The sequence below is a fragment of the Corynebacterium silvaticum genome (genome assembly GCF_004382825.2).
Taxonomy (GTDB): domain Bacteria; phylum Actinomycetota; class Actinomycetes; order Mycobacteriales; family Mycobacteriaceae; genus Corynebacterium; species Corynebacterium silvaticum.
In genome coordinates this window covers 106,661-124,256 of the sequence record NZ_SDQO02000002.1, presented here as the reverse complement: position 1 = coordinate 124,256, position 17,596 = coordinate 106,661, and the positions used below count along the sequence as shown (strand labels likewise).

Sequence of the window (17,596 nt, the reverse complement as noted above, 5' to 3'; positions counted from 1 at the left end):
CGCTTTTAGCCTGGCAGTCGAACTGGCATCAAAAGGTACGTGAAGTCAGTGTCGGGTGTGGGGAACGTGCCATCGGCATCAGCCTCGGGAAGCTCTTCTGGTTCCGGGATCATGATCGCCGGACGAGACGGCTCAGTAAAGCCAAAGACCACACGGTTTGTCTTGATCACGCCTAGGCCATCGCGCAGGTAGCCCGAGTTAAAAGCGATGAGGAAATCGTCTTCCCCGGTGTATGCGCAAGGAACTGATTCTTCTGCGTGGCCGGCATCCGATCCACCGGCAGACAAAATGACTTCGTTCTTGGAAAATTGGAGCCTGATCTGTGCGTTTCTTTCAGCGACCAAAGCCACACGACGGATTGCGTCTGCTAACGCAGAAATCTCGACACTCGCCATCGACTTGTGCATCTTAGGAAGCAGCGGGTTCACATTGGGGAAATCCGCATCAAGCATGCGCGTTGTTGTCTGGCGACTGTCGATGTGAATGCCAAAGAGGCCTTCAGAACCGATGCTCTCGCCAGCACCGACAGCGATTTCGACCGGATCGGTTGAGTTTTGATCAAGGCTGCGTGCGTTATCCGAGAGGTTCTTCGCGGGAATCAAAAGATCTGCTTTGGCATCGGCGACAGCAGGTGTCCACTGGAAGCGTCGTAAAGCCAAACGGAATCGGTCGGTGGCCGTGAGCGTGACGTCTTCCCCGTCGATCTCCATGTGAATACCGGTGAGCATAGGCAGCGTGTCATCTTTGCCAGCTGCTGCTGCGACCTGGAGCACTGCATCTGCGAAAAGTTTAGGGTCGATGGCGCCTGTTGCTGCAGGTAGCTTAGGCAAAATCGGATATTCATCCAGCGGGATGAGCGGAAGCTCAAAGCGAGAAGATCCACAGACCACGAGAGCCTGGCTACCTTCTACAAAAATTTCCACCGGCTTTGCTGGCAGAGTTCCGATGATGTCTGAGAGGAGCTTTCCAGCAACAGCGATACGTCCCGGTTGGCTTACATCTGCGGAAATACGAACTTTTGTAGAGATCTCATAGTCAAAACCCGCAAACTCTAGCCCTTCATCATCAACTGTGATGACCACGGCTCGCAGTACGGGTTGGGTGGGCTTTGTTGGCAGGTTACGCGCAACCCAGCTCACTGCACCTGAAAGGTCTTCCTTCTCGACCCGGAATGAGACAGCTTGTGCGTCCATGCGTATGAGGGCTCCTCGCTTGAGTGAATCTTGGAATTACAAGACCTAACCGTACCCGGGTTGACGCGACTGCAAAACTCCGCAGCCCCAGATTTTTGTAATTTCAAGAATCCGGTGAGACCGCAGGCCGAGCCTCAAAAGTTGTTATTCCCCAGCTCCTCTTTCTACTTAGTTTCATTAAGAGTAAATCGTTGGTAGTAACAGTAAGTCCTGTGCATTCTGTGGAATGAGGGGTGAACGCTACGGTCGTAGCGGATTTTTTGGCTGTGAATGCGATTGTGGAATGTCGGTGGATAACTCGACGGTCCTGTGGATAACTTTTTGGGGTGGTGAGTTGTTCACATTCTATCCCCAGTTCAGGGTTAATTCTTACACATAAAAGGCAGTGTTATCCACAGGTCTTGGGCGGCGTCGAAAACCTCAAAATGTGTCGAGTATCATCAAATTACATGTTTGTAATTACACAGCTGTGTATAACTCTGTGTACTACTTTTAAAACTGTTGTGACCTGGAAGAACCCACAACAAAGGCTGCCTCCCAGAATTACCGGGAGGCAGCCTTTGTTAGAAGCCGATAACGGTCTTATCCGCGAGAAGAACTCTTGATCTGCTGCGTGAGCAGCTGAATTTCGTCGTAAGTTTCTTTCTTCTCTGTGATCTCTTTACGAATTTTTCGATCCGCGTACATCACCGTGGTGTGGTCTTTACCGCCGAATTGTTCGCCGATCTTTGGAAGCGACAGATCTGTAAGCTCGCGGCACAGATACATTGCTAGCTGACGTGCATGAGCCACCGCACGCGTCTTACCACTGCCCTTGAGCTCATTGACATCCATCTCAAAATACTCAGCAGTAGCCGCGAGAATGGTTGTCGCCGTAATTTCTTGATTGGCCTGCTCCGGCATCATATCTTCAAGAGCTTTTTCGGCTATCCGCAGATCAATACGGTGCTTGCCCTTATCTGGAGACATCAGCGACGCATACGCAGAAACACGAATGAAAGCGCCTTCTAGCTCGCGGATCGACGTATTAAAACGGCTCGCAATCAGCTCGATAGCTTCACGATCCGCAACAATGCGTTCCGACGTCGCCTTCTTCATCAAAATCGCAATACGAGTTTCTAAATCTGGCGGATAAATGTCTGCAATAAGGCCAGCCTGGAACCGGGTACGTAGTCGATCTTCCAAGGTAGTCAGCTGTTTTGGAGGCCTATCTGAAGACAAAACAATCTGCTTATTAGCTTGGTACAAAGCATTAAACGTATGGAAGAACTCTTCCTGAGTACCCTCTTTACCCTGGAGGAACTGAATATCATCAACCATCAAAATATCTAGTTCACGATACTTACGCTTAAACGCTTCCTGCCGGTCATCTCGCACCGAATTAATGTATTCATTAGTGAATTCCTCACTAGAAACATACTTAATGCGAAGACGCGGATTTAAATATTGGGCGTAGTTGCCTACCGCATGCATGAGGTGAGTTTTACCTAGGCCTGAGTCTCCCCAAATAAAGAGCGGATTGTAGGCACGAGCAGGCTTTTCCGCCACAGCGATTGCTGCTGAGCACGGCAATTTATTGGAATCACTGACTACATAAGAATCAAATGTGTAATGCGGGTTAAGCGCTAAAGCACGATCGGGGTTAAACGATGGCTGCTCACGAGCACGCGGTGTGCCGGAAGGAATCTGTTCTGCAGGAGTGGGTTCCTGGATATGGTCAGTACGCCATCCTCCAGTATTCCCCTGATAGTCCTGGTTCAACGATGGTTCAGTTCCACGCGTTTGAAGTGGATCATGCAATAACGCAGATCCACTCTGTGGTGCGGTATGAGAAGTCGCCGGCGTGGTGTGTTGAGCCTCGTTAAAATTTTGCTCGTTAAACCCATAATGAGGAGTGGAAAAGCACTGTTCAAGAGTGTTTTCTGGGTACTTTTCATTTCCGTATGAGAGGGAACCAAAAGTCACAGGATGCTGTGCGTCCTGTGACTGGCGGTATGCCGCGCTTTGCTGATTCTGATACGCCGCATTGACAGAGCCTGCGCCATAATGACCAGAAACAGCAGATCGCTCCTGGTATGCAGGCGCGGTATCTGGGCTAAGTGAGGAGTCTTCTGGTTCTTCCTCTGAAGCATGAACGCTCACTGCAAGGCTGTACTGTCGCCCTAACCTACGAGACAATACCTCAGTGATAACAGGGCCCAGCGTAGTCTCAATCTCTTTTTTCGCTCGGGCGTGGGGAACGCTTAAAACTGCAATACCCTCTACAAATGCGACTGGCTTAACCAACCGCAGGTATGCACTTTGCTGGCGAGTAATGGAAATACCACTTTCTGGGTCCTGAGACTGTGACAGCAGCTCATTAGTAACTTCCTGCCACCGTTCGTTCCATGTCGATGGAGTCTCCGACACTTCGTATTTCCTTTACCTTGTGCGAATGAACAACAACTAATTTTTCTTGCTGATATGGCAGTGCATTCGCGGGTCAATGCCATATCAGCAGCGCTCATCAACCCCAAAAATTAATGTCCAAACAACGAGATTTCCCCAGCCGGCGGTGAAAAATGTTATTTCACTGTCCACGGGGATTTCACCGAGTTGTTCACAACGCTTTGGGTGCTGTGACCGCGTATTCCACAGAGTTTTCCACAACTGTGGATAACTTTCCGCACTGGGGTGTGTGAAAAGTTATCCACAGTCATTTCACAACCTTGTGGACAACGCCCACCGTGAAAAGTACCGCTTTTAACCTGCATGAACCCAATTCTATGGGAAAAGTTTCGACATAGATTTGAGAGTTATCCACAGGCTTGGTTATTCACAGTGTGTGATTTTTCCTTACAAATATTGTTACTCGGTGTGACGTGAGGCTGTCCAAAAATTAATTTTAGATGTTTTATGTTCTCGGTCTGGGGAGCTCGAACAGACGCATTTTTATGGCTATATTGCAACTGTCGAGAGACCCTGACCGGCCAAATAGTGGATGAGCAGCTGTTAATTACAAAAATGTCATTACAGGGGTGGGGTTGGGGGAACGGCGTGTCGATTTGTTCTAGCTAGGAAAACTCACGTAGTCTGTTGAGGTCTGTCACTGCAACGGGCGTGTTTTTAATACGTCAATCGCAAGTGCTTTGTTGAGAACGCCGCTATGAACGACAGAGCTTTCGGAACGCCTCGCATCAAAAGAGATGTGTGACGCCGACAGGGTTCCGGAAATTCGGCGCTAACGTGATTGTGGTTAGCGTGGTGCGCGTACCTCACTTGAAAATCATCCAATTTAGGGTGACCGCGCTTCCCAGTAATGCTGAGAAGTAAGAGGGTGCTTGGCCCACTGTGGGTCGGGGATCTTTGTGCGGCCGCCTACACACAACTTGAGGAGTGTTCACCGTGGCTAAGGGCAAGCGGACGTTCCAGCCGAACAACCGTCGTCGCGCACGTAAGCACGGCTTCCGTATTCGTATGCGTACCCGTGCGGGGCGCGCAATCGTGGCTGCACGTCGTCGTAAGGGCCGTGAGAAGCTGACTGCTTAGTCTCTTCTTACAAGAATTAAACGACGGTGCTTCCTTCTAGGCACAAGCTCAGCAATTCCGACGAGTTCCGTGGAACTATTCGGAAAGGCAAGCGTGCTGGAAGAAGCACCGTCGTTATTCATTTACGCACCCATGCTGCTGCGGACAACATAGCGGCAGTAGGCGGACCACGCTTTGGCCTCGTGGTGTCTAAAGCCGTAGGCAATGCGGTGATCCGTCATGCAGTCTCTCGCAAACTTCGGCATATTCTTATGGGCATGAAAGACCAGATTCCTCACGACGTGCATATTGTTGTTCGCGCATTACCCCCGGCGGCAATGGCGACGTCTAAGGAACTGGAAGCGGATGTTCGTTCGGGCGTCGAAAAGCTGCTTTTACGTTGATAAGGAGCGGCTCTCATGTGTTATTCCCACCAGCAACTAGGCAATGAGAATAATAATTCTTGGCCTGTGCGACCTGCTGGGATGCTCAGTGGGCTGCTGTATGATGCGGTGCGTTTCTACCAAAAATATATTTCTCCCCTTAAGATGGGGTCTACCTGCCGTTTCGATCCGACCTGTAGTGCGTATGCGCTTGAGGCTGTGTCTCGGCGTGGTGCTGTTGTAGGCACGGCGTTGACGATCGCACGGTTAGCCAAATGTGGCCCCTGGCACCCAGGCGGTTACGACCCCGTGCCTCGGCGTTGATTATGCATCGGAGATTCTTTGGAGGATCCTCGATGATCAGCTTCGATATGCAGGGAACGCCACATCTTAAAACTTCGACCACCAAGGAGTTCTGACTCACAGTGCTCAACTTCATTTATTGGCCGATCTCGGCCATCCTGTGGTTCTGGCACAAAGTAGTGAGCTTTGTGTTTGACCCAGACTCCGGCATCTCGTGGGTGTTGGCTATTATGCTGCTGACGTTCACGATTCGTGCATTCCTTGTGAAGCCAATGCTCAATCAGATGCGTTCTGCTCGCAAGATGCAGGAACTCCAGCCGCTGATGCAGGAAATCCGTAAGAAATACGGAAAAGACCAGCAGAAGATGATGGCAGAGACACGGAAAGTGCAAAAAGAAGTGGGAGTCAATCCCATCGCTGGTTGCCTTCCCGCCCTCGTACAGATGCCTGTGTTCATCGGTCTGTTCCACGTGCTGCGCTCCTTCAACCGTACCGGTACCGGACACAGCCAGCTGGGACTTTCCGTTGAGGTCAACCGACAGACCCCTAACTACATCTTCTCGCCCGAAGACGTTCAGTCCTTCCTTGACGCTCGTATCTTTGGCGTGCCGCTCTCCGCATACATTTCGATGCCTGGTGACATGTACAAGGCTTTCCAACCTGTAGATTTCACCCGTGCCAACATCATTGCTGTGGCAGCTCCGTTGATTCTGATCATCGTGGTAGCAACGCATATGAACGGACGTTTGTCTGTTAATCGCCAAAAAGCACGGCGTGAATCCGGCCTGCAAGCCGCGCCTACTAGCGGCCAGATGCAGATGCAAATGGACATGATGAACAAGATGATGCTGTGGTTCATGCCATTGACCATTCTGTTTACCGGTGTCCTGTGGCACCTCGGTCTGCTGTTCTACATGGTGGCCAACAACATTTGGACCTTCTTCCAGCAGCGTTGGATTTTTAACAAGATTGACGCAGAAGAGGCCGAAGAAATTGAAGCCAAGAAGGCCGCGAAGCGGGCAACGGCTCCGAAGCCCGGACAGCGTCCGAATAACCCTAAGAAGGGCAAGAAGAAATAATTTTTCTTCCGCTCACTGCCGCCACCATATGTGGTGGCGGCAGTTTTTGTTATTCCGCCTGGTAAGTGCGTGCGTGATGTGGTGGCTTTCCCGTTTGGGGGCAACAGTGTCGGACCGGCGTGATAGCGTTGTGAACGTACCGGAGTTGTCTGTGATGCCGGTAGAAGTATTAAGGATGGTTCCACGTGAAACATGAGGAAAATAACGGTGCCGAGCGTGAGCTTGAGCTGGTCTCTCCCCCAGAGGTAGCCACAGAGATCTTTGGATCGTTGCTGGATAAAGCGGTGGAATACCACCGTTTATTGGCTATCGACGGATCCACACGCGGATTTATCGGCCCTCGTGAAGTTCCAAAACTGTGGGACCGTCACATACTTAACTGCGCGGTCATCGGTGAAGCGATGGATCTCCATGCTCGCGTTGCAGATATTGGCTCAGGAGCCGGTTTGCCTGGTATTCCTCTTGCGCTTGCCCGTCCTGACCTGGAGATAACGCTCATTGAACCGCTGCTCAAGCGTTCTGTTTTCTTGGGTGAGGTGAAAGACTCCCTGGAGTTAGATAACGTGACCGTGATTCGGGGGCGTGCAGAAGAAAAAGAGGTCCGAAACGAACTGGGGCTTGTCGACGTCGTCACATCGCGCGCAGTCGCTCCCCTAGGAAAACTTGCGGGATGGTCGCTTCCGTTGGTTCGTCTTGGTGGGAAAATGATCGCCATGAAAGGCTCCTCCGTAAAAGAGGAATTTGACCGTGATGAAAAGATGATTTTTAAAGCTGGTGGCGGAAAAATCAAGATTTTTACGGTGGGTGATCAGCTGGAAGATCCAACTACACTGATTTCTATCCGAAAAGTTCGCTAAAAGCGGCGTTGGGTGGTGTGGAACCGCCTGCCCTCTAGGCATTAAAGTAAGAAACGTACACTGTGGGCGTGATAGGGCCCTCGATTCATAGACGAGAAGGGACGCATGGACGACCAGAACTGGGAAGATACACCGATCGCCGCTGCGGCACGCCGTGCGGCGCAGGTGTTGACGCCGAATAGCCTGCATCTGCCCCGTCCAGATAGCTCTCGCAGGATGACTGTAGCTAACCAAAAAGGTGGCGTAGGAAAAACTACCTCTTCAGTTAATCTCGCAGCGGGGCTTGCTATTAATGGCCTCAAAGTCCTTGTTATTGATCTTGATCCGCAGGGAAACGCCTCTACTGCCCTAGGTGTTGAACACCGTGCCGGAACCTTGTCGAGTTATGAATTACTCATCGGAGAATGCACTGTAGAAGACGCGATACAGGAAACGACGGCATCTGAGAACCTCTTCTGTGTTCCCGCAACCATCGATCTAGCTGGCGCCGAAATTGAGCTGGTTAACTTAGTTCGGCGAGAATACCGGCTCAGCGACGCTCTCAACACGGAGTACATGCAGCAGGCAGACTTCGATTACATATTTATCGATTGCCCACCCTCGCTTGGCTTACTCACCATTAACGCCATGACCGCCGTTGATGAGGTACTTATCCCTATTCAGTGTGAGTACTATGCCCTCGAAGGTGTGGGTCAGCTGTTGAATAACATCACGATGATCAGGCAATATCTGAACCCCAACCTGCATATTTCCTCGATTCTCCTGACCATGTATGACGGTCGGACAAAGCTCGCAGAGCAGGTCATGGATGAAGTACGCGGGCATTTTGGTGACGTAGTCTTGGGAACCAAGATTCCGCGCTCCGTGAAGGTGTCAGAAGCCCCAGGCTATGGGCAAACCGTTCTTGCCTATGATCCAGGTTCTCGGGGCGCGCTAGCCTACCTCGACGCGGCACGAGAGCTGGCCACTCGCGGCGACTATTTGCCGTCGGAAAGCTCGGGCCCAATCGGGATGTCACCAGAAGCATTGCGCGAACAACAAGGGCAAAGCCAAAATGAAGGCAATGCCGATCACGCGGATGAGACCTCAAAGGAGTAAGAAAGATGGCACAGGAAGCTCGTAAAGGTGGTCTCGGCAGAGGAATTGGCGCGTTGATAACTGGAAGCCCGTCGCCTGGGCAACGCATCGGCGACTCCGCAGCAGATGTGGTTTTTGGCGGTGCAACTGAGAAGAACAAACAATCGCGCTTGCAACGCGAAGCCAAGGGTGCGCGCATTAGCCCCATCATTGCGCATGCAGTAGAAAAGCAATCCGCAGGCTCACGCGGAACAGATCAGCAACTCGAAGAATTTGGTGCCACCTACCGGGAAATTCCCATCGGGCTCATCATCCCCAATGAGAAAAACCCCCGTAGCGTTTTTGACGAGGAAGACCTCGCTGAGCTGGTTCACTCAATCCGTGAGTTTGGTCTGCTCCAGCCCATCGTGGTCCGCGAGACCCCCGATGAGCACTACGAGATCATCATGGGTGAGCGCCGCTGGCGTGCATCATCTAAAGCTGGCGTGAAAACTATTCCCGCAATCGTCCGCAAAACCGATGACTCGGAGATGCTGCGTGACGCCCTTCTGGAGAACATCCACCGCGTTCAACTTAATCCTTTAGAAGAAGCAGCTGCTTACCAACAATTGTTGCAGGAATTCGGCGTTACCCAGAATGAGCTGGCAGATAAACTCGGCCGTTCCCGCCCCGTCATCACCAACATGATTCGCTTGCTTGCCCTTCCCGTAGCAGTACAGCGCAAAGTGGCGGCTGGTGTGCTTTCTGCCGGACACGCTCGGGCGCTCCTAGGCGTTAAAGGTGGCGAGGACCACCAGATCGCCCTTGCCGACCGCATTGTGGCTGAGGGCCTTTCTGTTCGTGCAACAGAAGAAGCCGTCACACTGATGAACCGTGGTGAGAAACCAGCACCAAAGAAGCGGGAAAAGACCCCGACCCCCGAGTTCCTCACCCATGCCGCAAACCGCCTTGCCGACGGCCTAGACACCAAAGTCTCGGTGAGTATGGGTAAGCGTAAAGGAAAAATCGTTGTGGAATTTGGTGGGCGTGAAGACTTTGACCGCATCATGGGGCTCCTCGGCGGAAACAGCGAGGGGCATTAGCAGCTTCTTGTGAAAGGCGCTTAATGGCATGAACACACGAATCGAGGCCCTCGACCTAGACGGTATCCCCCGGATACACCTGGGGGCGTCGAGAAGCGTGTTCTGGGAGCTGGAGGAATCAGCGGCCCTGTGTGCGTCCACTGCCGGGACTCCCACCCTGGAAAAAGAAGCGTGGTTAGCCGCTGTGCTGTCCGCATACGGCAGCTGCGGCTTCAACATCACAAGCGCCGACGACACTGCTCTCCGGGCCTATGCAACCTTGCTCTACTGCCCAGCTTCTGAAGCCCCGGGCTGTGCCCAATTGCCCACCGCCCCTGTGACCAGCGATGCCTACGTGCTGACCTCCCTCCACAGAGATCCAGCCATGATGGGCAGCGGCATAGAAACAGTGCTTCTCGACGCAGCCATCGTCCATCTTGCCGGACAAGGAATAAAAGCTCTTGAAGCCTTTGCACGAGACGAAGCCTTTTGCGACGATCCATTGAACCCACAGCCGGAGAACATCCAACGCATACTCACATCTGCGGAGGATATTGGCTTGATGACGCTAGCGTTATTGGAATCCGCTGGATTTGAGATCATTCGGCATCATCCGGTGCTGCCCCTCCTACGGCTTGAACTGCCGCCAGCGCACACTTTGTTTACCGCGGAGACTGCGGAACCTTTGCTTGCCAACGTGGCTGTATAAAAGGCAATAAAAATGGTGGCCTCCCCGAGGAAAGCCACCACAGAAAACTTAGAGCATGCCCTGTTCCAGCATCTCTGCGAACTTGTAGGTGCCGGTGGGCTGGTCATCGTCGTCAAGGAGATACAGGCGCTTGACGGCCACCACAATTGCTTCTGCGATCGCGTCTCGATGCTTGGGGTCAGTCAAGATCGTGACATCGTGAGGGTTGGTCAGATAACCCAACACCACCTCGATGGTCGGCATAGCCGTGATGCGGAGTAAATCCCAGGTCCTGCCGTGGTTACCGCAGTTGACCAAGTCGGTGCGAGCGCTGATTTCGCGTTGAATGAAGCCACTCAACATCTCGCCAGTCAGGGAGTTGGTCCCGGACTCAGAGCCGAAGTAAAAAGTGGCAACGCCGTTTGCTTTGTCGTTCTGGTACTGATCGCACTGTAGACAAATCATCACGTCGGCATCAAAGGCATTGGCGATGTCCGCGCGCTCCAGCTGTGAAGGATTATCCTGCCGCGGCCTGGAGATGATGGTCTCCATCCCCGCAGCGATCATGCGTCCCTCTACCCGGGTGGCAAGGTCCCAGAGGATTTCCTCCTCCGTGATCTTTCCATAAGGACCCCGCACTACTTGTCCACGCGAGTTTCCGCCCAAAGAGGGGTCGATGACGACGCGCTTACCAGCGAGCATAGGGCCGGCGTCGCGGACGCGCTCGCGCTCGCGAAGGGCCTGCGGCGAACCGCCGGTAATTCTGCGACCAAGGCGCCCGAACGCACGGATTGTTTCGGGACCGCAGATGCCGTCGCTCTTCAGCCCATAGTTGACCTGATAACTGAGCAACGCCTTGTATGTGTTATCACCGAATCGGCCATCGACGCGATCGGTGTAAAAACCGAGTTCTTGAAGCTGCGTTTGCAACTGCACTACGTCGTCGCCAACGAAAATATTATTCGGCTCGAAGCTAAGAACTCGGGCACCGAGCTTATATGAGGCCTCGCGGAGGGCACGGAGAGTGACCTCGTTGATCTCACCGCTAGCGATGATGCCCCGAGCCTGCTGCATACCCTTGATAACTTCGGCGAGTTCCTCGTCGAAGTATGTCTCCGGGTCAGTGAACGTTTGCCCCTTGGACTGTTTGATTTCTTTATCAGAGTCCGGCACAAGACCAAGGCGTGTCAGTGCTGTTCTGACTTCAGCGACGCGCGGGCTGCGGTCACCTACTCGCAAGATGTCAGACACACTGCTCCTTTCCAATAACGGGTGGTCAAGCCAAAAAGCCGGTTAACGGCACAGTGATGGCTTTGTAATCCTCGTCAAAGGATACCAGTTACTGGTGTGAACGCAGTTTTGCCACGATCTCTGATTTCGGACGGACTCCAACAAATTCGGCGACCTTCTGGCCGTCTTTGAAGATAAGGACGGTGGGAATCGACATGATTTGGAACATTGCGCCCAGGTTGCGCTCGGCATCGACGTCGACTTTGCCCACGACGACATCGTCGCCCATCTCGGCGGCGATCTCATCGATGATCGGACCCAGCTTCTTACAAGGGCCGCACCATTCAGCCCAGAAATCGACGAGAACTGGTTTATCGGAGTCAATGACGGTTGTCTTAAAAGTTGCCTCGGTCAAAGCGATAGGTGCATTCATAGGGTTTCTCCTTATACGTAGGTGGTGGGTTAGGCGTCGAGTGATGCGAGATAATTCTCGGCGTCGATAGCGCCGCGGCAACCGGAACCGGCAGCGGTGATTGCCTGCTGGTAGTGGTCGTCGACAAGATCTCCCACGGCGAAGACACCAGGAACGTTGGTGCGCGTGGAAGGCTCTGCTACCCGGACGTAGCCCGCATCATTGGTGTCCACTACGTCACGGAACAAATCAGAGCGAGGATCATGGCCGATTGCTACGAACATAGCCGTGACGTCGAGAACGGAAGTCTCTCCGGTGACAGTGTCCGTGAGCTCCAGGCCGCTCACCGTATTCTCCCCCAACACCTTGGATACGGTCTTATTGGTGAGGAACCGGATCTTGTCGTTGCTCTTGGCCCGTTCCAGCATGATTGCGGAAGCGCGGAACTCCTCGCGGCGGTGCACGATAGTCACAGACTTAGCAAACTTGGTAAGGAAGGTTGCCTCTTCCATGGCGGAGTCGCCGCCGCCAACGACAGCGATGTCATGATCGCGGAAGAAGAAGCCGTCGCATGTGGCACACGCAGATACTCCCCGACCCAGGAGAGTCTGTTCGCCTTCTGCACCGATATAGCGCGGTGCAGAGCCTGTGGCCAGGATGACGGAACGAGCATGGAACTCTTGCTCGTCGACCCAGATCTTCTTGATCTCGCCTTCAAGCTCCACCTTGGTCACCAATTCCATGCGGAGATCTGCCCCAAAGCGCTCGGCCTGAGTACGCATGTTGTCCATAAGGTCTGGCCCCATTATGCCTTCTGGGAAGCCCGGGAAGTTTTCTACCTCTGTGGTGGTCATCAGAGATCCACCGAATTCGATTCCCTCGAAAACGATGGGCTTGAGCTCAGCACGAGCCGCATAGAGAGCTGCGGTGTAGCCGGCTGGACCGGATCCGATGATGGCTACGTCGTGCACTGTGGTCGCGTTAGGCACGCTGGGTGCTTCGGACATGAGGTTGCCTTCCTAGCTGTTGTAACTGAATCTAGCGGGGCCAGATATGTGGAGAAAGCCCTTCTGAGTATCTCCGTAGGTGCTTTCGTGATTCTGGCTCAGTGTAGCCGTTAGCCGCAGCGCCTCAGTATTCTCATAGGTTACTTTCTTTTTCTTCCTAACAAGTGAGGGCAAGAATGCATTACCGACGTGACAAGGACAACGTTGAAGCCACGTCTATGCGCTACAGCTCTTCAACCACGGGAGTGAGAAGACCTCTCAGAGTTTTTCGTGCCCGAGCCCGACGCGACTTGATTGTTCCCGGCCGAACGTTTTCTATCTGTGCGGCAACATCAACGTCATAGCCAGCGAAATCGACCAAGAGAATGGCGTTTCTTTGCTCGGGTGGCAACACGTCTACCGCTTGGGCTATTGACATGGACATAGCGTGATCCCTGAGTGGAACATGGCTGAGTGTATAGTCCAGCCGGGCGTGTGTTCCCATGAGAGGTTCCAACGGGAGGTTGTCTCGATGCGTGCAACGATGGATGTGGTCGTAAGCGCTGTTAAACACAAGGCGATAAAGCCACGTGCTCAATGAGGAGTCGCCACGGTACCGCGCTAGATTTCGTGCGGCCTTGAGCATCGCTTCCTGCATGATGTCGTCAGCATCGGAATCGCAATAGCTGTGACGTCGAGCAAGCCACCACAGGCTGTGATAGTGCCGCTTAGTTATTTCGTCGAAGGCCTGGTTATTTCCCTCGAGGAACTGGATAACGAGATCAGCGTCGCGGGTCTTTGTGGCATATCGCTTTGCGACGTTTTCCCCTGCGATGGCTTTCAAAGTCAGTCTGTTTGAGTCGCCAGCTCTGGATTTTGGCTGCATCGTGTTTGATTGCGGTGGCCGTGACTGCACAGCTCACTATTCCCCCCCATAGTGTTTATGGTGCCACTTCCCTACAGCGGCACGATGATTCTTGCTTTTAATATTGGCTAAGAAAGCGTCTTGGCGAGATATCCTGCTTGCCCAATGAATTGGATGTCATAGGACCATATAAGGAAGAATTTTAATATCTTGAACTGCATAAACACCGGTTTATGGCTTTTATGGGGGACTTGTAGTGCCATGCCCAAACAATGACAGGGAGACATACAGCGCGCACGCGATGGTTTGGGGGCAAGGTTCTGCACAAAGGTGATAACGAGGGTTTTATAACAAGAAAAAGAAAACTGTGGTGGGAAAGAATCGACGACTCCTTCCCACCACAGTTCTACGCGGGGTGTTTAATAACTAGCGACCACCGTGATGTTGTGTATCTTCACGGAGGCATTGTCGGTGACCCCCGTTACCCACACCAGAATGGAGGTGACCAACGGCTCCTCGCTCAACGAGATTCGGGTCTGCGTGGAAGAGACTTTGCGTTCTCCCACAAGCTGAGCGGAGTCCAGCGAAGAAAGTTCGTCATCGTCGACCTGGTAGACAGAGATCTTTGCCGGCGTGCCATCACTTTCCACCACCACGGAGCTCGCCAGATGCGGTTGATCAAGGGTGATCATGATGCCTGCCCCCTGGCCCTTTGCCATCGGACCTGTAGACCACGCACTGGATTTATCTGGGTCAATGGCTAGGTGGGCAGTAGACGCGGACTCGCTGCTCGGAGTGGTGCCACTTGGAGACCATGCAGAAGCGCTCTTTATCGGTGCCACAATGCTGGGCAGGTCTAGTACATCAGAGGGCTTAGAGTTCACAATCGGATCATTGTTCAAAGGCACCTGCCCCTGGTCACTGCCAAAGAGGCTCGTGATGTATCCGGTAATCAAAGCGATGGAGACAACGACCACTGCAACCGCCATGGCGATAATCGCACGGCTGATATTGCTAAACCCAGCGCTACCAAAGCCTGGGGTATTTCGAGGCCTAGGAGTAGCCTCTTCCTCAACCACGAGATGGTCCTCGGCAACAGAGGGGGCATCTGGAAGATCTGCGATGGCGTGCGGAAGCTCGGTGGCGTCGACATGCAGAAGCGCAGTGATTTCTTGCGGAGCAGTGTCCACTTGAATAAGAGTGCCCAACGCGGTACGAATACTGCGCATATCGCGTTCGTAGGAGGAATCAGACAAGACAGCGGGGAATGCAAGAATTGCCATGCCATCTGTGTTGATACGGATACGTGCGTGGTTATCAATACCTAAGGGGGTGTGAGCACTTTGTGCAAACTGTGCGGCCTGGCTGAGAGGCTCAAAAGCATAGGCGGCAGCATAGGGATTAACCGGCTCGCTGGCCACGGAAGCCAACGAGGAACCTGCGACCCAATCGGCAACAACAAGGCAACCGTTGCGATACGACAAAACCTCAATATTTGGCGCGATTGCTGGGTGATTGAGATTAGCCAGCGCACGAGTACGACGCGATACCTCCGCTGCCTCGCCCGCAGCGGCCGCAGGAGTTGCGGGAGCCTGTGGAGCTTTCCCTGACGTGTCCACGAAGATGAGGGCTACTTCCCTACCCGTGGTCTTTTCCCTAGCCTGCCAGAAACGAGCAGTGGAGACAGAGCCGTGGTCTGCCAACAAACGGAATCGACCATCGGAGACCTGCGCGCCGGGGACCAGACGTGGGCCACGGACGATACCGGCAGACATCGGTGCCGGGATTGGTGTGGCGTTGAAGGTGTCGTCGAAAGCGAGGGCCTCGTTGGCGATAGCCTGGCGCGTTGGCACCATGTCGTCTTTTTGCGGGGCGCGCATGTGGATGAAGCGGCTCATACCTGGGATGCGCTGCAGCGCGTAACCAAGGTTGACCACTTCTTCCAGGCCCGAACGCGAAAGAACGAGGCCGATGCATAGGAGGAAGACCACGCCAACGATAGCCAGGTGAACAAGCATTCCGACGCTGCCCAAGGCGCTAAACAAGCCGCCCATAAACTGGTCGAGAACGTAGCTCAGCGCCAGCGCCGCGAGGATACCTGCGCCAGAGGCGATAAAGGCCCACGTGCTTGTTTTTAGTACTTCGCGTCCGCCGAGATTTCCAAGCTTGCGTCGCAAGAGCATCGCGCCGATGATCGCACCGGCCACGAATCCAAAGCCGTTGGCAGCGCCAAGCAGGATCACTACTCGGCTGGGATCCGTGGCAGCCAGTGGCGCAATAACGGAGAGCACTATCTTGGTGACGGTAATACCTGCGATGATAAACGTAGGGGTCCATGCCTCTTCTCGGGCATAGAACACACGCAGGTGCAGCAGAACGAGAGCATAAGGCAGCAGCGTGAACGCAGCAAAGCTGAGCGTCCAGCCGAGGATGGTTGCAGACTCGGCGTCGAAGCGTCGATAAGCAAAAAGCCCGAGGCCGATGCGCTCGCCATAAGCCGTGAAAAAGACGACGATAGGGATTAATGCGATATAGGTGAGCTTCGAGCCAATAATCAGATCGCGGACCACTGCTTTGTCATCACCATCGGCGGCGTTGCGGGAAAGACGCGGCATGATGGCGGTAAGCAACGTGACACCGATAATGCCGTAGGGAACCTGCAACAACAGCCAATGCTGCTGGTAAATATTGGGTGCGCCCTCATCCGCAAAGGAAGCAATACGGGTTGTGATCATGTAACCGATTTGAGAAATCGCCACATAAACAATGATTGCTGTGGCCATTCCTCCGAACTGCTTCAAACGCTCATCAATGCCCCACAGCGGTTTGAGCGATATCCCGGCGCGACGGATCGGCGGAATCATAATCAACGCCTGCACAACAACACCCAGCGTGGTTCCCAGGCCCAGGAGCAGCACGTGCGGGTCAGTGATCGTAGAAGGAGCCGTGGGGTCAAGCTCGCCAGGAAGCAGCATGTACAACACGAGCACGGCAATGGTGATCATGTTGTTTGCTACCGGCGCCCACGCTCCAGGCTTAAAGATCTGCTTGGTATTAAGCACTGCCATGAGCAGCGAAAACATTCCGTAGAAGAAGATCTGCGGAAGTAAAATATACGCAAAACTGGTGGTTTGAACGATGTTGACCTTGCCCTCTGTGCCTAGCATGAGCCGGCTTAGCAAAGGCGCGGCGATAATCGCCCCGATCGTGACCAATCCGAGTAGCGCTGCCGCGAGGGTAAAGAGCCTCCGGATGAATGCGGCTCCCCTATCAGGGTCTTCCTTTTCCGCTCGAATAAGAACGGGGACCACCAAAGACGTGAGAACGGCGCCCAACACAATCTCTGTGATGAGGTTGGGCAGCGTGTTTGCGGTGTTGAATGCCGAGGCGATGGCACCGCCTAAGCTGGTGGAGATCAAAACGGTACGCAGGAAGCCCGTAACGCGTGAGAAAAGAGTGGCTATGGCCATGGAACCAGTGGAACGAACAACGTCATTATCACTGGTAGAGGCTGTGCTTTGTGAGTCCTCACCCGCCTGAGATGCAGAATTATCCGCGGCGCCGTCTGCTGCGGTGCGGGCGGATTGTTCATCCCTATCCAAAGTAACCACTGAGGCTGACTGCGCCTCGTGCTCAAGGCTTTCCGACGCCTCCCCTCCGGCTGGCTTAGCACCTTCAGAGGGAACGCTCAGGCCGGTAGGCATAGCGCTGTTGTCGCCGGGAGCATCCGCAACCGAGTGACGAGCGGGGTCCTTGTCCAATTTGGAGCGATCCTCGCTGGGGTGCACCGAAGAACTGGTGTGGCGGGGACGGGCCTCGGGGACTGGTGCCGGTGCCGCGGGAGGCACGATGCGGTACCTGGTTCCCTTGCTAGGGGGTGTGCTCTCAGATGAGTTCACCTGGAAATCCTGCTTCTTTTCTATGGTCGCCGCCATAAGCTTCGTGCGAGTCGGAG

At 53.7% G+C, this 17,596-nt stretch carries 15 protein-coding genes; 8 read left to right on the top strand and 7 right to left on the bottom strand.

The window, feature by feature from the left end; all coding sequences use genetic code 11:
• Positions 1 to 5 precede the first annotated feature (5 nt).
• Positions 6 to 1,193 carry a DNA polymerase III subunit beta gene (gene dnaN, locus ET810_RS04640; protein ID WP_134316110.1) on the bottom strand — a complete coding sequence of 396 codons (1,188 nt, stop codon included), beginning with the start codon at positions 1,191 to 1,193 and terminating at the stop codon, positions 6 to 8.
• A 582-nt stretch (positions 1,194 to 1,775) separates the two neighbouring features.
• The gene (dnaA, locus tag ET810_RS04630) at positions 1,776 to 3,602 is read right to left on the bottom strand and encodes a chromosomal replication initiator protein DnaA (RefSeq protein ID WP_087453051.1); all 1,827 of its coding nucleotides are present in this window, start codon (positions 3,600 to 3,602) and stop codon (positions 1,776 to 1,778) included.
• 975 nt (positions 3,603 to 4,577) lie between these two features.
• Here dnaA and rpmH point away from each other — a divergent pair.
• The 8 genes from rpmH to ET810_RS04590 all read left to right on the top strand — a co-directional run bounded on the left by rpmH (position 4,578) and on the right by ET810_RS04590 (position 10,169).
• Positions 4,578 to 4,721, top strand: coding sequence for a 50S ribosomal protein L34 (gene rpmH, locus ET810_RS04625; protein ID WP_013242964.1), 144 nt, complete (start codon positions 4,578 to 4,580; stop codon positions 4,719 to 4,721).
• A gap of 26 nt (positions 4,722 to 4,747) precedes the next feature.
• The gene (gene rnpA, locus ET810_RS04620; protein WP_087454800.1) at positions 4,748 to 5,104 is read left to right on the top strand and encodes a ribonuclease P protein component; all 357 of its coding nucleotides are present in this window, start codon (positions 4,748 to 4,750) and stop codon (positions 5,102 to 5,104) included.
• Between the two features lie 15 nt (positions 5,105 to 5,119).
• Positions 5,120 to 5,407, top strand: a complete 288-nt coding sequence (gene yidD, locus ET810_RS04615) for a membrane protein insertion efficiency factor YidD (RefSeq protein WP_087454799.1) — start codon at positions 5,120 to 5,122, stop codon at positions 5,405 to 5,407.
• A gap of 101 nt (positions 5,408 to 5,508) precedes the next feature.
• Entirely contained in the window at positions 5,509 to 6,465 is a 957-nt protein-coding gene (gene yidC / locus ET810_RS04610) for a membrane protein insertase YidC (RefSeq protein ID WP_087454798.1), read from the top strand.
• 185 nt (positions 6,466 to 6,650) lie between these two features.
• Positions 6,651 to 7,322 (top strand): 16S rRNA (guanine(527)-N(7))-methyltransferase RsmG, encoded by a 672-nt coding sequence (rsmG, locus tag ET810_RS04605; RefSeq protein ID WP_134316112.1) that lies wholly within the window; start codon positions 6,651 to 6,653, stop codon positions 7,320 to 7,322.
• Between the two features lie 105 nt (positions 7,323 to 7,427).
• Positions 7,428 to 8,420 carry a ParA family protein gene (locus ET810_RS04600; RefSeq protein ID WP_087454796.1) on the top strand — a complete coding sequence of 331 codons (993 nt, stop codon included), beginning with the start codon at positions 7,428 to 7,430 and terminating at the stop codon, positions 8,418 to 8,420.
• 5 nt (positions 8,421 to 8,425) lie between these two features.
• On the top strand, positions 8,426 to 9,481 hold the full coding sequence (locus ET810_RS04595; RefSeq protein WP_087454795.1) for a ParB/RepB/Spo0J family partition protein: 1,056 nt from the start codon (positions 8,426 to 8,428) through the stop codon (positions 9,479 to 9,481).
• A 28-nt stretch (positions 9,482 to 9,509) separates the two neighbouring features.
• Positions 9,510 to 10,169, top strand: a complete 660-nt coding sequence (locus ET810_RS04590; protein WP_180316379.1) for a hypothetical protein — start codon at positions 9,510 to 9,512, stop codon at positions 10,167 to 10,169.
• 48 nt (positions 10,170 to 10,217) lie between these two features.
• Here ET810_RS04590 and ET810_RS04585 read toward each other — a convergent pair whose 3' ends face one another.
• The 5 genes from ET810_RS04585 to murJ form a co-directional block, all read right to left on the bottom strand.
• Complete coding sequence (locus ET810_RS04585) at positions 10,218 to 11,399, bottom strand: N-acetylmuramoyl-L-alanine amidase (protein WP_087454794.1); 1,182 nt, start codon at positions 11,397 to 11,399, stop codon at positions 10,218 to 10,220.
• 88 nt (positions 11,400 to 11,487) lie between these two features.
• Positions 11,488 to 11,811, bottom strand: coding sequence for a thioredoxin (gene trxA / locus ET810_RS04580; protein ID WP_013912681.1), 324 nt, complete (start codon positions 11,809 to 11,811; stop codon positions 11,488 to 11,490).
• A gap of 29 nt (positions 11,812 to 11,840) precedes the next feature.
• A complete protein-coding gene (trxB, locus tag ET810_RS04575; protein ID WP_087454792.1) occupies positions 11,841 to 12,797 on the bottom strand; it encodes a thioredoxin-disulfide reductase in 957 nt (318 codons plus the stop codon).
• A 223-nt stretch (positions 12,798 to 13,020) separates the two neighbouring features.
• Positions 13,021 to 13,662 (bottom strand): sigma-70 family RNA polymerase sigma factor, encoded by a 642-nt coding sequence (locus ET810_RS04570; protein WP_225870217.1) that lies wholly within the window; start codon positions 13,660 to 13,662, stop codon positions 13,021 to 13,023.
• Positions 13,663 to 14,060: 398 nt separating this feature from the next.
• On the bottom strand, positions 14,061 to 17,540 hold the full coding sequence (gene murJ, locus ET810_RS04565; protein ID WP_134316113.1) for a murein biosynthesis integral membrane protein MurJ: 3,480 nt from the start codon (positions 17,538 to 17,540) through the stop codon (positions 14,061 to 14,063).
• Between the last annotated feature and the right edge of the window lie 56 nt (positions 17,541 to 17,596).